This is a genomic window from Labrys okinawensis, assembly GCF_002982075.1.
Classification (GTDB): Bacteria; Pseudomonadota; Alphaproteobacteria; order Rhizobiales; family Labraceae; genus Labrys; species Labrys okinawensis_A.
In genome coordinates this window covers 203,250-220,486 of the sequence record NZ_PUEJ01000001.1, presented here as the reverse complement: position 1 = coordinate 220,486, position 17,237 = coordinate 203,250, and the positions used below count along the sequence as shown (strand labels likewise).

Below are 17,237 nucleotides of genomic sequence, written 5' to 3'. Positions count from 1 at the left end.
CTGAGCCCTAGGAAACCTCGATCGGGGTCGCGACGGGTCTTCGGCGGGCCCCTCCTTCGAGCAGCCGGCACAACACATAGAAGACCGGCGTGCAGACAAGGCCGAAGGCGGTCACGCCGATCATGCCGAAGAAGACGGCCGTGCCCAGCGATTGCCGCATCTCGGCACCGGCGCCGGTGGCCAGGAACAGCGGCAGGACGCCGAGAATGAAGGCGAGCGAGGTCATCAGGATCGGCCGCAGGCGGATGCGTGCGCCCTGCACCACCGCCTCGACGCGGCCGAGCCCTTCCGCTTCGGCCTGTCGGGCGAACTCGACGATGAGGATGGCATTCTTGGCCGCCAGCCCGATCAGGATGACGAAGCCGATCTGGGCAAGGATGTTCACATCCATGGCGAAGATCAGCAGGCCGCTCACGGCCGAGAGCAGGCATACGGGCACGATCAGCAGGACGGCGAGCGGCAGCGTCCAGCTCTCATATTGGGCCGCCAGCAGGAGAAAGACGAAGACGACGGAGGCGCCGAAGATCAGAAGGCCGGTATTGCCGGCCAGCCGCTCCTGGAGGGCCACCTCGGTCCATTCGAAGGCGAAGCCTTCCGGCAGGTTGTCGCGCGCGATCTGCTCCATGCGGTCGAGGGCGGCGCCAGTCGAGGTTCCCGCCGCCGCGGCGCCCTGGATCTCGGCCGCCGGATATTGGTTGAAGCGGGGAATGCGATAGGGCCCCGAGCGCTCCTGGAAACTCGCCACCGCACTCAGCGGCACCATGGCGCCGCTATCGCCGCGCATCCTGAAATTGCCGATCGACGCAAGGTCGGTGCGATAGCGCCCATCGGCCTGGGCGCGCACCTGGAAGGTCCGCCCGAGCATGTTGAAGTCGTTGACATAGGCCGAGCCCAGATAGACTTCGAGCGCCTCGAAGATGCGTCCGGCGGGCACTCCCAGCATCTGCGCCTTGATGCGATCGACATCGGCATAGACCCTGGGAGTGGCGGTGTTGAACGGCGAGAAGGCGTTGGCAATGCCGGGCGCCTGCGCCGCGGCCGCCAGCACCTGCTGGGCCGCCGCCTCCAGGGCCTGGGGCGACTGGCCGTTGCGGTCCTGCACCATCAGCTTGAAGCCGCCGGCATTGCCCATGCCGCGCACGGAGGGCGGCTTGATCGGGATGATGCGCGCTTCGTAGAGGTCGGCGAAACGCGATTGCAGCGAGGCGATGATCCGGTCGGTGGTCAGCCCCTGCCGCTCGCGTTCCGCATAAGGCTTCAGGATGGTGAAGGCGATACCGCTGCCGGAGGCGTTGGTGAAGGTGGCGCCGTCGAGCCCGGCGATGGCCACGACGTTCGCCACGCCCTCCGTGGCGAGGAGCCTGCGCGAGACCTCCTTCATCACGGCATCGGTCCTGCCGAGGGCCGAGCCCGGCGGCAGCTGCACGGCATTGATGATGTATCCTTGGTCCATCACCGGAATGAAGCCGGTGGGTGCACGGGCCAATTGCCAGCCCGAGAAGCCGACGAGGCCGGCATAGGCGGCGAGGACGAGAACGCTGACGCGCAGGAGCCGCCGGGTCACACTGCCATAGGCGATGGACAGACGGTCGAAGCCGCGGTTGAAGAGACCGAAGAAGCCCTGGAGCACGCGCGCCGGCAGGAAGCGCCGTCGCTGCGGCCCTTCGGCTGAATGCGGTTTCAGCAGGAGCGCGCACAGCGCCGGACTGAGCGTCAGTGAAACGAAGGCGGAGATGGCGGTGGCCGCCGCGACGACGACGGCGAACTGCCGGAAGAATTGCCCCGAAATCCCCGACATCATGGCGGCGGGCACGAAGACGGCACACAATACCAGGGTGATGGCGATCAGGGCACCGCCGATCTCGTCCATGGAGCGGTGGGCCGCCTCCCGTGCCGAAAGTCCGGCCGCGAGGTGGCGTTCGACATTCTCGACGACGACGATGGCGTCATCGACCACGATGCCGATCGCGAGCACCAGGCCGAGCAGGGAAATGTTGTTGAGGGAGTAGCCCAGCGCCGCCATGACCGCAAAGGTGCCGACCAGGGATATCGGGATCGCCAGGATGGGAATGATGGCGGCACGCCAGGTTTGCAGGAAGAGGAGCACCACCAGCACGACCAGGCCGATGGCCTCGAAGATCGTCTTGTAGACCTCGCGAACCGACTCGGCGACGAATTCGGTGGGATTGAACGGAATGGCATAGCGCAGGCCGCTCGGCATCTCCGCGCCGAGACGCGCCATGGCGGCGGTGACGCGTTCCGCCGTCTCGATGGCGTTGGATCCCGGCTGCTGGAAAATCTGGATCGGCTGGGCCGGCTGGCCATTGAGATAGGCCGTGCCGCGGAAACTCTGCGCCGTCAGCTCGACGCGGGCGACGTCCCGGATGCGGATGACGCGCCCCGCCGCGTCGGTGCGCACGACGACGTTTTCGAACTGCTCCTTGTCGGTCAACCGCCCGAGCGTTTCGACATTCAGTTCGAATGCCCCTTGCCGCGGCACCGGTGAAAGGTTCATAACCCCCGCCGAGACCTGGACATTCTGCGCCCGAAGGGCCGCCACCACCTCGCCCGCCGAGAGATTATGCGCCGATACCTTGTCCGGATCGAGCCACACGACCATGGCATAGTCGCGGGACGCGACGAGACGGACATCGCCGACGCCCGCCAGGCGCAGCAGGGCGTCGCGGATGCGCAGCGTGGCATAATTGGCCATGTAGAGGGGATCGCGCGAGCCGTCCGGGGAGAAGAGCTGCACGACCATCAAGAGGTCAGGCGAGGTCTTGCGCACGGTGACACCGAGGCGGCGAACCTCCTCCGGCAGGCGAGGCTCGGCCACCGCCACCCGGTTCTGCACCAGCACCTGGGCCTCGTTCAGGTCGGTACCGAGCTGGAAGGTCACGGTGAGGGTCAACTGGCCGTCACCGGTCGCCTGCGAGGACATGTAGAGCATGTTCTCGACACCGTTGATCTCCTGCTCGAGCGGCACGGCAACCGTATCGCCCACCGTCTCGGCCGAAGCCCCGGGATATTGCGCCTGAACCACGACCGTCGGCGGGGCGATCTCCGGGTATTGCGCCAGCGGCAAGGTGAAAAAGGCCGCGATGCCGATGATCACGACGAGGACGGACATGACCGTCGCCAGAATCGGGCGATCGATCGAAAGGTGGGCGATGCGCATCGTCTACTCCGAGAGGCCTGCGGTCTGGGTTGCGATGCTGCCCGGTTGGGGCGCGACCTTCTGGCCGGGCCGCGCCCGCAGCAGGCCGTTGACGACGATACGGTCGTCCGGACCGAGCCCGCTGGTCACCACCCGCAACCCATCCGGCCGGCTGGGACCGAGGCCGACGGTCGTGGCCTGAAGGGTGCTGTCGGCGCCCAGCTTCAGCACGATGCGGGTCGCCTGGTCGGTAAGGATGGCGGTCTCCGGGACCAGCAACGCCGGATAGTCGGCGGAGGCGGCCATGCGAACCCGGCCGAATTGGCCGGGCGTAATGGCAAGGCTCGGATTGGCGAGCGTGGCGCGGGCACGGATGGTACCGGCACCCGGCTCCAATCGATTGTCGACGAAACTGATGACACCGTCATTGGACCAGGCCGCCTCTCCATCCGGGCGAGCCTGGACCGCAACGCCCTTGTCGCGCATGGACGGCATGGCTCCCGCCTTCATGGCGCGCTCATGGCGCAGAAAATCCTGTTCGCTCATGTCGAAGACGAAGTCGATCGGATCGAGCGCCACGATGGTGGTGAGCACCGTGCCACTGTCGGAGACGAGGCTGCCGACATCCAGCCGCCGATTGGAGACCCGCCCGGCAATAGGGGCACGGATGGTCGCGAATTCGAGATCCAGCTCAGCCCGGCGCAGGGCGGCCCGTGCGGTCTCGAGCGCGGCATCGGCAGCTGCCTTCTGCTGCAGCCGCTGATCGAGCGTAGCACGTGATACGGCCGCAGTGCCGGCCAGTTGACGGGCTCGGTCCAGTTCCTGGCCGGCCAGCTCCGCTTGCGCCCTGGCGCTCTTGAGTTGGGCGTTGGCCATGTCGAGCGAGGCCTGATAGGTACGCTGGTCGATGACGAAGAGCACGCGGCCTTTTTCGACCAGCTGTCCGTCCTCGAAATTGATGGCATCCAGATAGCCCGGCACCCGCGCCCTGATCTCGACCATTGCACTGGCCTGGAAACGACCGGCGAACTCCTGCATGTCGCTGACACGCATCTTCAGGGGCTGGGAGACCACGACCGAAGGTGCGAGACGGACGGGAGCCTGCGTCACCGCCGCTCGCGCCTGATACCGGCTCCATCCGGCTGCGCTCGCGCCCACCAGGATTGCCAGGCCAGCCAACCCTATGATTGCCTTTGCATTCTTCAATTCGGAGCTCCAAGCCTTGCATCTGCCGGCGTTCCGCCTGCGGAACGCCCTCGTTGCGGGCCAGATTGCTCGAAGCCTGTCCTGAAAGTGTGCCCGCCAAGGGCAGAGTTTGTCGAAGGATGTGCCGATTTTGCTGCGCCGCACAATTTGCGACAAAATCGATGCTTCCGTCCAAGATGGCGCTCATGGCGCCTTCAAGCCAGGGGAGCGGGCCATTCGGAAGCTGACCTGGGCCCGGCAGACCGACAGTATGGCCCTTATCCAAGCCTTTTTACAAAACATCCTGATTTTTCGAAGCAATAAAAGAACTATAATTTCAAGTTTTATATAAGTTTGAAATTATTAGTTTACTAGATAATATTTATATATCTTTACGTGTATTTTAACTTTAGATGCCTGAACAAAGGACCTCTTTTCTCGAAAGGAAAAGATCCGACGATGCCCCTAGGGCACGCATCGTCAGCGTCATGCGTAAAAAGCCATAGGCAGCTGCACTCACAGGAAATTTTGTCCTTGCGCTACCTTGTAAAAATTCAATCATCATCTAAGGTCAACTGCAGCTACACTAGATTTAAATTTACAAAACGCGCCTAGCTGCAATGTTATGCGAGGCTTGGGAGTTTCGGACCGAGAGCATGAGCAGCCAGTTCTCCGCCGACATGGTTTCGATCGGATCGACGGCCATTCATTGCTTGAATCATAACGGGGCGTCTCCTTTGGGCTTCGAGCTGCGGCTAGGAATGTAGTGTAGATTGGAAAGGCGACGCGTTGTGCTGCAGGGAAGTCCCGGGTTTCGTTGCTTATTCAAATTTGATGTGAGTCTTGTTTCTTTTCGGGATTGCACGGCATCATGATCAGCAGGCGCGTTCTTTTTCTAGCAGCACCTGTTCTTGCCATTCCGCCGGTTGCGGCAGCAGCGCAGCCCGAGCAGCCCGATGGGCCTCCCGCAGCGCCGCTGGCCGGGGACATTGATGCAATTCTCGCCCGCCAAACCCTCGTCGTTGCCATGCCGGGTTTCCAGTCCTTTCCGTTCTTTGGAGGGAGCAACGACAAGCCGCAGGGCATCGATGCCGACACCAGCCAGCAACTTGCCGCGGCCCTCGGCGTGAAGCTGGTGCTCGACCGCAGTCCCACCACTTTCGATGGCGCGGTCGCGCTCATCGAGCAGGGCCGCGCCGACATCGTGGTCGCCAAGCTCAGCCGCACCCTCGGCCGGGCGCGAAACATCAGTTATTCGCGTCCCTACGCCCAGTTGAGCCATGCCCTTATCATCAATCGGGTTCGTTTCGCGATCCTCGCCGATGGCAGGCAGCCGGAAGACGTCGTGCGCTCTTTCGACGGCGAGTTGGGTGTGATCGCCGGATCATCGTTCGAATATTACGCGCGAAACAATTTCACCAAGGCGAAGGTGCGGACTTTCCTGGCCTGGCAGGAACTGGTCACAGCCGTGCGGGACGGCCATGTGGACGCGGCCTATCGCGATGATCTGGAAATCAAGCGCCTGTTGCACGAGGATCCGTCACTCACCATCGTGGCGCGATCGGTTACTCTGACCGATCTGACCGACACCATTGCGATCGGCGTACGCCGCGACTCTCCCCACCTCCTGGAATTCGTCAATCTGTTCCTCGAACTGTCGGGACGCGACAAGCCCATGACGGCCGACGAACTGGTGGATCGCTACTTGCGCAAGGCCTGACCCCATGAGCTCCGTGTCCCTTCCGAGCGAGCACAAATCGTGGACCTGGAATGCAGGCTTGCGGCGTATCTCCCAATCGCCCTGGACGGTGATCGCATCGGTGGTTCTCGGCGCCCTCTGCGGCGCCTATCTGCCTGATTTCGCCAAGTCCCTCGCCCCGATCAGCGACGCTTACCTCAACCTCCTGAAAATGATCGTCCTGCCGCTGATCGTTTCGGCGACGGTCTTCGCGATCAAGTCGATGACCCGGGATCCGCAAACGGCCGCCTATCTTTCCAAGGTGGTCATGGCGATCGTGGTGGTATCGGTGGCAACCGTCGCGATCACGGGCACGGTGACATTGCTGCTGAAGCCGGGCGTCATCACCGACGTGCAGGAACGCATCCAGCTTGGCACCGTGCTCAACAGCAGAGGGCCCGTCGGCACGGACCTGCAGATGACATTGGCCCCGCCGAGCCAGGCCGCGCCGGACCAGGGCGCGTTCTCCGGCCTGCTGGAACTGATCCCCAGCAATATCTTCAACTCGCTGTCGGTGGGCAATACCATGCAAGTGCTGGTCTTTTGCCTGTTGTTCGGCATCGGCATCGGCCGCGTGCCGGCGGCCACCTCCGTCAGCTTCGCCAACGCCCTCGAGACGATCTACCGGGCCTGCCTGATCATGACGGGTTGGTTCAACGTCCTCCTGCCTCTCGCGTCCTTCGCGATCATCGCAAGCCAGACCGCCTCGACCGGCGTCGAGCCTCTCATGCTGATGGTTGGTTTCATCCTGACCTTCGCCATCGCAACCGGCATCATCATCATGATCTCGCTGCTCGTGGTATGGCTGCGCAGCGGCGAGACCCTGTGGGCAACCTTCAAGGCGCATCAGCCTTTGTTCATGATCGCCATCGCAACCCGCTCCAGCACGGCAAGCATTCCCTGGATCATCAGCCTGGTGGGCGAGCGCCTGCGCTTCAACCGCATCGTCGTGGAGATGTTGGTGCCGCTCCATGTCACCATGCTGCGCACCGGGCCGATCATGCTGTTCGTGTGCGGCTCGCTGTTCATTGCCCAGCTCTACGGCCGTTCGCTGAGCACGAACGACTATATCTACATCGCCGGTGCTTCGATCCTGGTGGGCTTGACCACCGCCGGGATGAGCGGCGCGGTCACGCTGTCGCAGATGGCGATCCTGTGCGCCCATCTCAATCTGCCGTTCGAGGCGCCCTTCGTGCTGTTTCTCACCATCGACGCGCTGACCGATACCATGCGGACGCTGACGGTCGTATCGACCATCGCCGCGGCGACGGCGGCGATCGCGCCCAGGGATTCGGCGCAGCATCCGATCGATGAGAGCGAAGGCTTCGCCCTCAACGTGCCCAAAGCGGAAGCCGCGGCATGACCGGGCGGCTCCTGCGGCCACGCCTCGGCGTCGTCGGCGGTCTCGGTCCGCTTGCCACAGCGGATTTCTATCGCAAGACGATCGACGCGGTTCCGGCCGAAAACGATGCCGACCATATCTCCATGGCGATCCTGAGCGTGCCGCAGATACCGGACCGGTCGGCAGCGATCCGCGAGGGCAGCGACAGGCCCCTCCCCTGGCTGCTCGAAGCGGTCGAGATGCTCAACAGTCTCAACGTCGAAATCATCGCCATCGCCTGCAACACGGCCCATCACTGGTACGATGCCCTGTCTGCCGGCTCCAGAGCCGAAATCGTTCACATCGCGGATGCGGCAATCGACGAGTTGCATCGCCGGTACAAGGGGAACCGCGCCGCCGTGATGGCGACCCGAGGGACCCTGCGGTCGGGTTTCTACCAGAAACGCCTGGAGGAGGCGGGCTTCACTTGCCGTAATCCCGCGGCGCCAACCTTCCAGAACGCCGTCGACGATGCGATCCGCCAGGTAAAATTGGGGAACCTCGAACAGGCGAAAGATGCCTGCGCGTCGGCTTTCGCGCGCTGCAGGGACGAGGGCCTGGAAGCGGTCATTCTCGCCTGTACGGAGCTTCCCGTCGCGGCGGAAGATGTGGTGCCGGAGGGCATGCTGGTGGTCGACGCCTCGCGAGCCCTCGCCCTGACCTGTGTTCAACGACTTCGCAATCCAGATCGCATGCGCAATACCGCCTGAGGTGTTCGGATGTCCGAGCTTCTCGATGGAGACCCGATGCCGCAAAGCGATTTTGCCGGACGGCGAAGGCAGATCCGCACGCCCTGTCAGCGTGGGCCGCGACCCGCGGGATGGTCGAGTGTGATCTCCAGGCTGGCGGCATCGTCCACGCAGATCCAGCGGCGACGTAACACGGCAAAATCAAAGCCGGAGACAGTCACCCAATCGCCGACCACGCATTCCGGTGGCAGGTTCACGGCGAGAAGGGCCTTCCCTATGCCCGCCCCGTCCGCAAAAGCCTTCGCACTGGCCGTGAGAACGATGCTGCCGCTCCGTGGCGGGCTGGCTGGAGAGTTGTTCACGTCAAGGGCCCATCCGTCTCAATCGAGGAAACACAGCCTATGTCCACGCGCTACGCCAAGATCGTCATGTGCCTTTGCCTTGCGGTTTTCGCCTTTCTCGTCACCTTTGGCAATATCACCGACTACGGCTCGAACTACGAATTCGTGAAGCATGTCCTGTCCATGGACAGTACATTTCCCGGTAATAGCCTGATGTATCGGTCGATCAGCAATCCACTGCTATGGAATGCCTCCTATATTCTCATCATAGCCGGCGAAGCCATGACCTGCATCTTGTATTTGCTTGCCGGCGCTTCGCTCTGGAAAGCACGCCACGCACCGGCAAAAAGTTTTCATGCCGCCAAGAATTACGCCGTCATCGCGTCCACGATCGGGTTTCTCGTCTGGTTCTTCGGCTTCATGGTGATCGGCGGAGAGTGGTTTGCCATGTGGCAATCATCGACCTGGAACGGCCAGAATCCCGCCTTCAGATTCTATGTCACCATCCTCCTCGTGCTGATCTTCATCATGCAGGCCGACGAGGATGTCGAGAGCCTCACGGCATGAGGATCCGTCACTCCTTTTCGCAAACGTGACCCGGCTCGACACACGACTTTTGATGAGGCCAAGAGTGCTGATCGCCCATTTGTCCGATCCTCACCTGCGAGAGAAAGGTCACCTCTATCAGGGACTGGTGGATTCCAATGCCATGTTCGATCTAGCAGTAGAAACGCTCAACGCGCTCAGGCCGGAACCGGACCTCGTGATCATCGGCGGCGATCTGGTCGACGAAGCCACCGAAGCGGAATATGAGACCGTCCGGCATGCCTTGGCGAGACTGCGCCAGCCCGTTTATGCCATCCCTGGCAATCACGACGAGCGTGAGGCCTTCAGGGCCTGTTTTCGTGAAACCGGGTATCCGACGGCCGCGGGCCCGCTCCATTTCGATACCGGCGCGCGATGGCGGGTGCGTGTAATCGGCTTCGACGTCACCGTTCCCGGCCAGCATCATGGCGACATCGATGACGCGGCATTCCTCTGGCTCGAGCAGGCGCTGACCCGATGCCCGGACCAGCCGACCGTCATCCTGATGCACCAGCCGCCGATCGAGAGCGGCATCCATTTCATCGACGCCTATAAGTGCCTCCGTGGCGAGCGACTGGCCGAGCTCTTGCTTCGCCATGGGAATATCGAACGTGTCCTCTGCGGGCATGTTCATCGTTTCATGCAGGCACAGTTCGCCGGAACGACGCTCATGACCGCGCCGAGCACCGCAACCTCCATCGCCCTCCGCCTCGCGGAAGACTCGGTGCCGGCCTCCTATGTCGAGCCGCCGGCCTTCCTGCTGCATCATTGGCGGCCTGGGCATGGCCTGGTGACCCACTGGGTGCCGATCGGAAACTTTCCCGGACCGATGCCCTTCTTCTGAGTGCGAACGGGGCATTCGCACCTGTACGCGCTTTACGCAGTCCTTTCCGACGTATGAACTTCGCTCCGGGGCCACACGCGCCTGCCGTTCAGCGGAGAGCGTCGAAAAGCCAGTGGACATTCTTGCACCAGACGCTCGTCGACGGCGGCGATGTCACCGAGGTACGCGCGAGCCAGTTGCCGGCCGCTTCGAAAGCTCGGCTGCCACGCCCGGACCACCGATCAACCGTCGCCAAGCGTCAATTTTGTGAATCGGCCGCTTCCTGGCCTCGACGTTGATCTAAATCAAGGGAGAACCGCCAGCGATCTGCCAATCGTCAATCCTCGGGCCTGACCTGTCGGTCCGGCAACGGAGTGGAAGGCCGATGGAGCCGATGGCATGATCTCCCGCCTCACAGTGAGCGAACGTCAGCTGGCGCTGGCGATTGTAGTCCTGGTCGGTATCTTCGGCCTGGCGATGGCGGTTGGCGGCCGCGGCGAGCCGCTGGGGGTGCACGGTTTCATCGTGGTGGCCGCGGCGCTGGGACTCACCTTCGCATTGATCGGGCATTACTTCGATCCCGAGCCGACGGCGTCGCGCCTGGAGGAATATTACGACGATCCGACCCGGGTCGGCATCGTCCTCACCATGATCTGGGCCGTCATCGGCATGTTCGTCGGGGTCTGGGTGGCCGCACTCCTGGCCTGGCCGGATCTCACCTTCGACGCCGCCTGGGCGAGTTTCGGCCGGCTTCGCCCGGTTCACACCAGCGGGGTCATTTTCGGCTTCGGCGGCAATGCGCTGATCGCGACTTCCTTCCACGTCCTGCAGCGGACCTCGCGCGCCCGGCTGCCGGACCAGGTCAGCCCCTGGTTCGTGCTGCTCGGCTACAATCTGTTCTGCGTCGTCGCCGCCAGCGGCTACCTGATGGGCGTGACCCAATCCAAGGAATATGCCGAGCCGGAATGGTATGCGGACCTCTGGTTGGTCATCGTGTGGGTCGTCTATTTCCTGATCTTCATCCGCACGCTCGCGCGCCGCAAGGAACCGCATATCTACGTCGCCAACTGGTACTACATGGCCTTCATCCTGGTCGTGGCGGTGCTGCATATCGTCAACAATCTCGCCGTGCCGCTTTCCCTCGGCTCGACCAAGAGCTACTCGCTGTTCTCGGGCGTGCAGGATGCCATGACGCAGTGGTGGTACGGCCACAATGCGGTGGCCTTCTTCCTGACCTCCGGCTTCCTGGGCATGATGTATTACTATCTGCCCAAGCGCGCGGGCCGGCCGATCTTTTCCTACCGGCTCTCGATCATCAGCTTCTGGGGCATCACCTTCCTCTATATGTGGGCTGGCTCGCACCACCTGCACTACACCGCCCTCCCTCATTGGGTGCAGACCCTCGGCATGACCTTCTCGGTGATGCTGCTGGTCCCCTCCTGGGCATCGGCCGGCAATGCGCTCGCCACGCTGAACGGGGCCTGGCACAGGGTCCGCGACGACGCCACGCTGCGCTTCATGATGGTCGCCGCCGTCTTTTACGGGCTGTCGACCTTCGAAGGCTCGTTCATGGCGATCCGCCCCGTCAACGCGCTGTCGCACTACACGGACTGGACCATCGGCCACGTCCATGCCGGGGCGCTGGGCTGGGTGGCGATGATCACCTTCGGGTCGATCTACGCCCTGGTGCCCTGGATGTGGAAGCGCGAGGCCATGTGGTCGCCCAGGCTCATCGAGCTGCACTTCTGGCTCGCCCTCTCCGGCACCATCATCTACGTCTTCGCCATGTGGAATTCGGGCATCATCCAGGGCCTGATGTGGCGCACCTACAATGACAGCGGCACGCTCCAATATTCCTTCGTCGAAAGCCTGGTTGCGATGCACCCCTATTACATCGCCCGCACCATTGGCGGCCTGTTCTTCCTGGCCGGCGCCGTGGTGGGCTCCCTCAATGTCTGGATGACCATTCGCACAAGCCAGGCCGAAACCGGGCGCAGCGGCGAACACGATGCGCCGTCCCAGGATGTCCCGGCGCAGGATGTGCCGAGCCTTGCCTCGATGCCGGCGGAGTAACGACATGCCCGAAATTCACCGCAAGCTCGAGCGCAACTCCATCGCTTTCCTCGCCGCCATCCTCGTCGTCTCGTCGATCGGCGGCTTCATCGAGATCGCGCCCCTCTTCACCATCGATCAGACGGTCGAGAAGGCGCCGGATATGCGCCTCTATACGCCGCTGGAACTGGCGGGGCGCGATATCTACATCCGCGAAGGCTGCTATGCCTGCCACTCCCAGATGATCCGCACCCTGCGCGACGAAGTCGAGCGCTACGGCCCCTACTCCCTGGCGGTGGAGTCGAAATACGACCACCCGATGCTGTGGGGATCCAAGCGCACCGGCCCCGATATCGCGCGTCTCGGCGGCAAATATTCGGATGCCTGGCATGTGGCCCATCTCATCAATCCTCGAGCCGTGGTGCCGGAATCGGTCATGCCTAGATATGGCTGGCTGGCAGCCAACGCCCTGACGATCGACGGCCTGTCGCTCAATCTCGCAGCGCAGCGCAAGGTGGGTGTTCCCTATACCGACGCCATGGTCAAGAACGCGACAGCGGACGCCTATGGCCAGGCTGCTCCGGATGCCGACGCCTCCACCGGCGTGAAGGAGCGTTATGGCGAGGCCACCAATGTCCGGGATTTCGACGGCAATCCAGGCGAGCTGACCGAGATGGACGCGCTGGTCGCCTATCTGCAGATCCTCGGCCGACAAACCGACATTCCCTACAAGCCGGCGGCTGGCGCGACGCAGCCGCCGACCGTCGCGGAGAAGTGAAATGGATTTCGATCACCAGAGCGTCGTCGCTTTTTCAAAAAGCTGGGGCCTTTTCTACCTGATCGGCTTTTCCATCGCGGTCACGATCTACGCCCTGTGGCCGGCCAAGAAGGCGGAATTCGACAGGGCCGCAAACAGCATCCTCGATACGACTGATCGGCCGGGACGGTGAGCCATGCAGGAAGGCAAACGCGATAGCGTCACGGGCCGGATGACCACCGGCCATGATTGGAACGGCATCGAGGAACTCGACACCCCGGTGCCGAAGGTAGTGTTCGTCTTTCTAGCGCTCGGTTTTGCATTCTCGCTGATCTGCTGGCTGCTCTATCCGGCTTTTCCGTTGGTCACGACCTATACCAAGGGCCTGCTCGGTATCGACCAGCAGCAATTGGTGAGTGACCAGGTCAAGCAGGCAGCCGTCGAGCGCAGCAGTTGGGAGGCGGAGATCGCCTCCAGGGACTTCGCCGCGATCGAGGCCGATCCCGCGCTGATGCAAAAGGTCAGGGAAACCGGCCAGACCCTCTTTCGCGACAATTGCGCGGCCTGCCACGGCGCCAAGGCGACCGGCGGTCCCGGCTTCCCCAATCTGACATCGAAGAGCTGGCTGTGGGGCGGCTCGCCCGAAACCATTGCCGAGACCATTCGCATCGGCATCAATTCGGGCCATCCCGATACAAGGGTTTCCCAGATGCTGGCCTTCGGCCGCCAGCACGTGCTCGACGCGGCGAAGATCGAGGATGTCGTCGCCTATGTGCAGTCGCTATCCGGCAAGCAGGGCGACAGCACGCAGATCGAGGCGGGGCAAGAGGTGTTCGCCGCCAACTGCGCCGCATGCCACGGCGCCAATGCGAAAGGCAAGACGGATGTGGGCGCACCGGATCTGACCGATCGCTTCTGGATCTATGGCGGCGACAGCCAGACACTCTACACCACCATCTATGGAGGCCGGCAGGGGTATATGCCGCATTGGGAAGGCCGCCTGTCGGAGACGAGCCGGAAGATCCTGGCGCTCTACGTCTCGACGCTCGAGGCGGCCAAGCCATGACCGGGCGATCCGCCGGCCCGCAGCCCCGCCCATGGCGCCTGGCGGCGATCGTTCTGAGCGTGCTGGTCGTCGCCGTGTTCGCCGGTGCCAATGCGCATCTGATCTACGTGGCTTTCGCCTCGCGGCCGGATTGCGTCGCCCACGACAAGGCAACGGGCGAGGCACGCGATGCGGGCTCGTTCGGTGCCGCCCAATCCTCATGCTGAGGGGGATTCCATGATGCAATCCAACAGCCAACTCGAAGCCATCCTGCTCTCCGCTGCTGAAAGGCGCCGACGACATCTGCCGGCATCCGCCGCCTTCGGCTGGCTCGCCGCCGGCTGGCGCGACCTCATCCAACGGCCTGGTCCCAGCCTGGCCTATGGCCTTGTCGTCTTCGCGGTTTCGGTCGTCATCGTGTGGACACTCGGCGCGCTCGGCCTCGACTACATCCTCTTCCCGGCGCTGGCCGGCTTCATGGTGCTCGGCCCGCTGCTGGCCATCGGCCTCTATGAGAAGAGCCGTGCCCTGGAGGCCGGAAAACCGTTCACACTCACCAGCATGATGTTCGTCAGGGCCCGATCCGGCGGCCAGGTGCTCTATACAGGGGCGATCCTGTGCCTGCTCATGCTGGCCTGGATGCGGGCGGCCGTCATCATCTACGCCCTGTTCTTCGGCTATCGCCCTTTCCCGGGTCTCGACCATGTCGCCGAGATGCTGTTCACCACGCCCATCGGCTGGGCCATGCTGTTGACCGGCACCGTCGTCGGAGGCGTCTTCGCCGCCTTCGCTTTCGCCATCAGCACCTTCTCCATTCCCATGCTGCTCGACAAGCCCGTCGATGCCTTCACGGCCATGGGCACCTCGATCTCCATGGTGTTCCGCAATCTGCCGGTCATGCTGATGTGGGGCGCCATCGTTCTGGCCCTGTTTCTCGCCAGCCTCGCGACGGGAATGCTGGGGCTGATCGTAATCTTCCCCCTGCTCGGCCATGCGACCTGGCACAGCTATCGGGCCATCGAATGAGCTGCTGTGCACATGGCGTCGAACTCGCCGCCGCCATCGGGCGGGCGAGTTCCCAGGATGAGATCGCGCTGGCCAGCCGCGATCTGGGCAACGGATCGTGGCAGACCAGCCTGTCCGTTCCCGACATGCATTGCGGCGCCTGCATCCAGAGCATCGAAGGGGCGCTTTCGCGGCTTCCTCATGTCGAACGCGCCCGCGCCAACCTGACCACGCGCCGCGTTGCCGTCACCTGGCGCGGCAAGGCGCCGCCCGACATGATTTCGGCGCTCGCGGCAGTGGGCTACAAGGCGCATCTGGACGAGGCTGAAGATCGGAGCTTCGATCCGGAAATGGCCCACCTCATCCGCGCCTTGGCGGTCTCGGGCTTTGCGGCCATGAACATCATGATGCTGTCGGTCTCGATCTGGTCCGGAGCCGAGGCGGAAACCCGGCAGGCCTTCCACTGGATATCGGCAGCTTTGGCCCTGCCGACGCTGTTCTATTCCGGCGGCGTCTTCTATCGCTCGGCCTGGACCGCGCTGAGGCATGGCCGCACCAATATGGACGTGCCGATCAGCATCGGCATCACGCTTGCCTTCGGGCTCAGCCTCTACGATACGCTGCACCAGGGCCACCAGGCCTATTTCGATGCCGCGACCAGCCTGATCTTCTTTCTGCTGATCGGCCGCACCCTCGACCACGCCATGCGCCAGCGTGCGCGCAGCGTGGTTCGCTCCTTGCTGCGGCTCTCTCCTCGCGGGGCGACCGTCGAGCGCCCCGACGGCAGCCGCGACTATCTGCCCATCGGCGAGATCGAGCCGGGCATGGCGATCATCCTCGCCGCGGGGGACCGCGCACCGGTGGACGGGCAGGTCGTGTCCGGGAGCTCCAGCCTCGATTGCGCCTTGGCGACAGGCGAAAGCATGCCGGTGGCCGTGGCGGCCGGCTCCTTCGTCCAAGCCGGCGCGCTCAATCTGAGTGCGCCCGTCAGGCTCATGGCCACGGCGCGTGCACGAGACTCCTTCCTTGCTGAAATGACACGCCTGATGGAGGCCGCCGAAGACGGGCGGGCGCGTTACCGCAGGATCGCCGACCGGGCGGCCCGCCTCTACTCACCGGTGGTGCATCTCGCCGCCTTGGTGACCTTCCTCGGCTGGATGGCCGCCAGCGGAAACTGGCACAACGCCACCAGCATCGCGATCGCCGTACTGATCATCACCTGCCCCTGCGCCCTCGGCCTCGCCGTTCCCATCGTCCAGGTCATCGCCGCCCGCCGCCTGTTCGACGCCGGCATCATGATGAAGGATGGGTCGGCCATCGAACGCCTGGCCGAGGTCGAGGCCGTCTGCTTCGACAAGACCGGCACCTTGACCATCGGCACGCCTCGCGTCGATCTTCGCGGCGTATCTCCCGGAGCCCTGGAGATCGCGGCCGCGCTGGCGCGGCATTCGAACCATCCGGTGTCCCAGGCCATCGCGATGGCGGCACCCGGCGCCGCAGGGCGGCGGCTCGATGCCTCCGACGTGACCGAGCAGGCGGGGCTCGGCCTTGAAGCCCGTCTCGACGGCCGGCGATTTAGGTTGGGCCGGGCGAGTTGGGCTCTCGGCATGCAGGATGCCACGGACGGCACGGTCCTTTCGTGCGACGGGAGGGAGATGGCTCGTTTCGAAATCGCGGAGGCACTGCGCCCGGGCGCCGCCGAAACGGTGAAGCTGCTGCGCCATGCCGGACTCTCCGTCGAGATCCTGTCCGGCGACAGGCCAAGCGCCGTCGCCGGCATCGCCAAGGCGCTGGACATCGAGGATTTTGCAGCCGGCCTGATGCCGGGCGAGAAGGTGGCACGGCTCGCCGCGGCAAAAGCCGGGGGGCGCCGCACACTGATGGTGGGCGACGGCCTCAACGATGCTCCTGCCCTGTCGGCCGCTCATGTGTCGATGGCCCCCGCGACCGCGGCGGACATCGGACGCAGCGCAGCCGATTTCGTGTTTCTGCACGACAGCCTCGTCGCCATTCCCGTGGCTCTCGACATAGCGCACAGGGCCAACCGGCTGGTCCGGCAGAATTTCGTGATCGCCATCGTCTACAACGCGCTCGCCGTCCCGGTCGCGATGGCCGGCTATGTCACGCCTTTACTGGCCGCGCTCGCCATGTCCGTCTCGTCGATCATCGTTGTCGCCAACGCCCTTCGTCTCCGCCCTGCCGGCCCAACCGTCGAAAAGGTGGCCTCGATACCGGTGGAGCGCATGAGCATGGCGGCAGCAAAATGAACAGCCTCGTCTTCCTCGTCCCGATCGCGCTCATCCTCGGCGCCGCCGCATTGGGCGCCTTCTTCTGGTCGATGAGCAGCGACCAGTATGAGGATCTCGATGGGGCCGGCGAACGCATTCTCTTCCAGGACGACGACAGGCCCGGCTCCGCTCCACTCGGCGGCAGGGCTTCGCCGCCGTCTCTCCTTCCGGACTGACCGCACCGTCGCGGA

At 63.8% G+C, this 17,237-nt stretch carries 16 protein-coding genes; 13 read left to right on the top strand and 3 right to left on the bottom strand.

Annotation, left to right across the window (positions count from 1 at the left end; translation table 11 throughout):
* Positions 1-7: 7 nt before the first annotated feature.
* Both C5L14_RS01050 and C5L14_RS01045 read right to left on the bottom strand, forming a co-directional pair.
* A complete protein-coding gene (locus tag C5L14_RS01050; RefSeq protein ID WP_105860177.1) occupies positions 8-3,178 on the bottom strand; it encodes an efflux RND transporter permease subunit in 3,171 nt (1,056 codons plus the stop codon).
* A 3-nt stretch (positions 3,179-3,181) separates the two neighbouring features.
* Complete coding sequence (locus C5L14_RS01045; protein WP_245443151.1) at positions 3,182-4,336, bottom strand: efflux RND transporter periplasmic adaptor subunit; 1,155 nt, start codon at positions 4,334-4,336, stop codon at positions 3,182-3,184.
* A gap of 877 nt (positions 4,337-5,213) precedes the next feature.
* On the opposite strand from C5L14_RS01045, the gene C5L14_RS01040 reads away from it, so the two are divergent.
* The 3 genes from C5L14_RS01040 to C5L14_RS01030 are packed head-to-tail and all read left to right on the top strand — an operon-like array spanning position 5,214 to position 8,171.
* Positions 5,214-6,062, top strand: coding sequence for a substrate-binding periplasmic protein (locus C5L14_RS01040; protein WP_105860175.1), 849 nt, complete (start codon positions 5,214-5,216; stop codon positions 6,060-6,062).
* Between the two features lie 58 nt (positions 6,063-6,120).
* Entirely contained in the window at positions 6,121-7,443 is a 1,323-nt protein-coding gene (locus C5L14_RS01035) for a dicarboxylate/amino acid:cation symporter (protein WP_245197105.1), read from the top strand.
* Positions 7,440-8,171, top strand: coding sequence for an aspartate/glutamate racemase family protein (locus C5L14_RS01030; RefSeq protein WP_105860173.1), 732 nt, complete (start codon positions 7,440-7,442; stop codon positions 8,169-8,171). Before C5L14_RS01035 ends, C5L14_RS01030 begins: the two co-directional genes overlap by 4 nt.
* An 86-nt stretch (positions 8,172-8,257) precedes the next feature.
* Here C5L14_RS01030 and C5L14_RS29875 read toward each other — a convergent pair whose 3' ends face one another.
* Positions 8,258-8,512: a hypothetical protein gene (locus C5L14_RS29875; RefSeq protein WP_146126802.1), complete on the bottom strand. Its 255-nt coding sequence runs from the start codon at positions 8,510-8,512 to the stop codon at positions 8,258-8,260.
* A 39-nt stretch (positions 8,513-8,551) separates the two neighbouring features.
* Here C5L14_RS29875 and C5L14_RS01025 point away from each other — a divergent pair, with 39 nt between their 5' ends.
* The 10 genes from C5L14_RS01025 to ccoS all read left to right on the top strand — a co-directional run bounded on the left by C5L14_RS01025 (position 8,552) and on the right by ccoS (position 17,222).
* A complete protein-coding gene (locus C5L14_RS01025) occupies positions 8,552-9,058 on the top strand; it encodes a DUF2165 family protein (protein WP_105860172.1) in 507 nt (168 codons plus the stop codon).
* A gap of 64 nt (positions 9,059-9,122) precedes the next feature.
* Complete coding sequence (locus C5L14_RS01020; protein WP_105860171.1) at positions 9,123-9,920, top strand: phosphodiesterase; 798 nt, start codon at positions 9,123-9,125, stop codon at positions 9,918-9,920.
* A 378-nt stretch (positions 9,921-10,298) separates the two neighbouring features.
* Positions 10,299-11,972, top strand: a complete 1,674-nt coding sequence (gene ccoN / locus C5L14_RS01015; protein ID WP_105860170.1) for a cytochrome-c oxidase, cbb3-type subunit I — start codon at positions 10,299-10,301, stop codon at positions 11,970-11,972.
* 4 nt (positions 11,973-11,976) lie between these two features.
* The gene (gene ccoO / locus C5L14_RS01010) at positions 11,977-12,729 is read left to right on the top strand and encodes a cytochrome-c oxidase, cbb3-type subunit II (RefSeq protein WP_105860169.1); all 753 of its coding nucleotides are present in this window, start codon (positions 11,977-11,979) and stop codon (positions 12,727-12,729) included.
* 1 nt (position 12,730) lies between these two features.
* Positions 12,731-12,901, top strand: coding sequence for a cbb3-type cytochrome c oxidase subunit 3 (locus tag C5L14_RS01005; protein WP_105860168.1), 171 nt, complete (start codon positions 12,731-12,733; stop codon positions 12,899-12,901).
* A gap of 3 nt (positions 12,902-12,904) precedes the next feature.
* Positions 12,905-13,774 (top strand): cytochrome-c oxidase, cbb3-type subunit III, encoded by an 870-nt coding sequence (ccoP, locus tag C5L14_RS01000; protein WP_105860167.1) that lies wholly within the window; start codon positions 12,905-12,907, stop codon positions 13,772-13,774.
* Positions 13,771-13,980, top strand: a complete 210-nt coding sequence (locus tag C5L14_RS00995; RefSeq protein ID WP_105860166.1) for a hypothetical protein — start codon at positions 13,771-13,773, stop codon at positions 13,978-13,980. The genes ccoP and C5L14_RS00995 overlap by 4 nt, the downstream gene beginning before the upstream one ends.
* Before the next feature lie 10 nt (positions 13,981-13,990).
* Positions 13,991-14,779 (top strand): DUF2189 domain-containing protein, encoded by a 789-nt coding sequence (locus C5L14_RS00990; protein ID WP_428832589.1) that lies wholly within the window; start codon positions 13,991-13,993, stop codon positions 14,777-14,779.
* The gene (locus C5L14_RS00985; protein ID WP_105860165.1) at positions 14,776-17,025 is read left to right on the top strand and encodes a heavy metal translocating P-type ATPase; all 2,250 of its coding nucleotides are present in this window, start codon (positions 14,776-14,778) and stop codon (positions 17,023-17,025) included. The genes C5L14_RS00990 and C5L14_RS00985 overlap by 4 nt, the downstream gene beginning before the upstream one ends.
* Entirely contained in the window at positions 17,022-17,222 is a 201-nt protein-coding gene (ccoS, locus tag C5L14_RS00980) for a cbb3-type cytochrome oxidase assembly protein CcoS (protein ID WP_105860164.1), read from the top strand. The genes C5L14_RS00985 and ccoS overlap by 4 nt, the downstream gene beginning before the upstream one ends.
* Positions 17,223-17,237 lie beyond the last annotated feature (15 nt).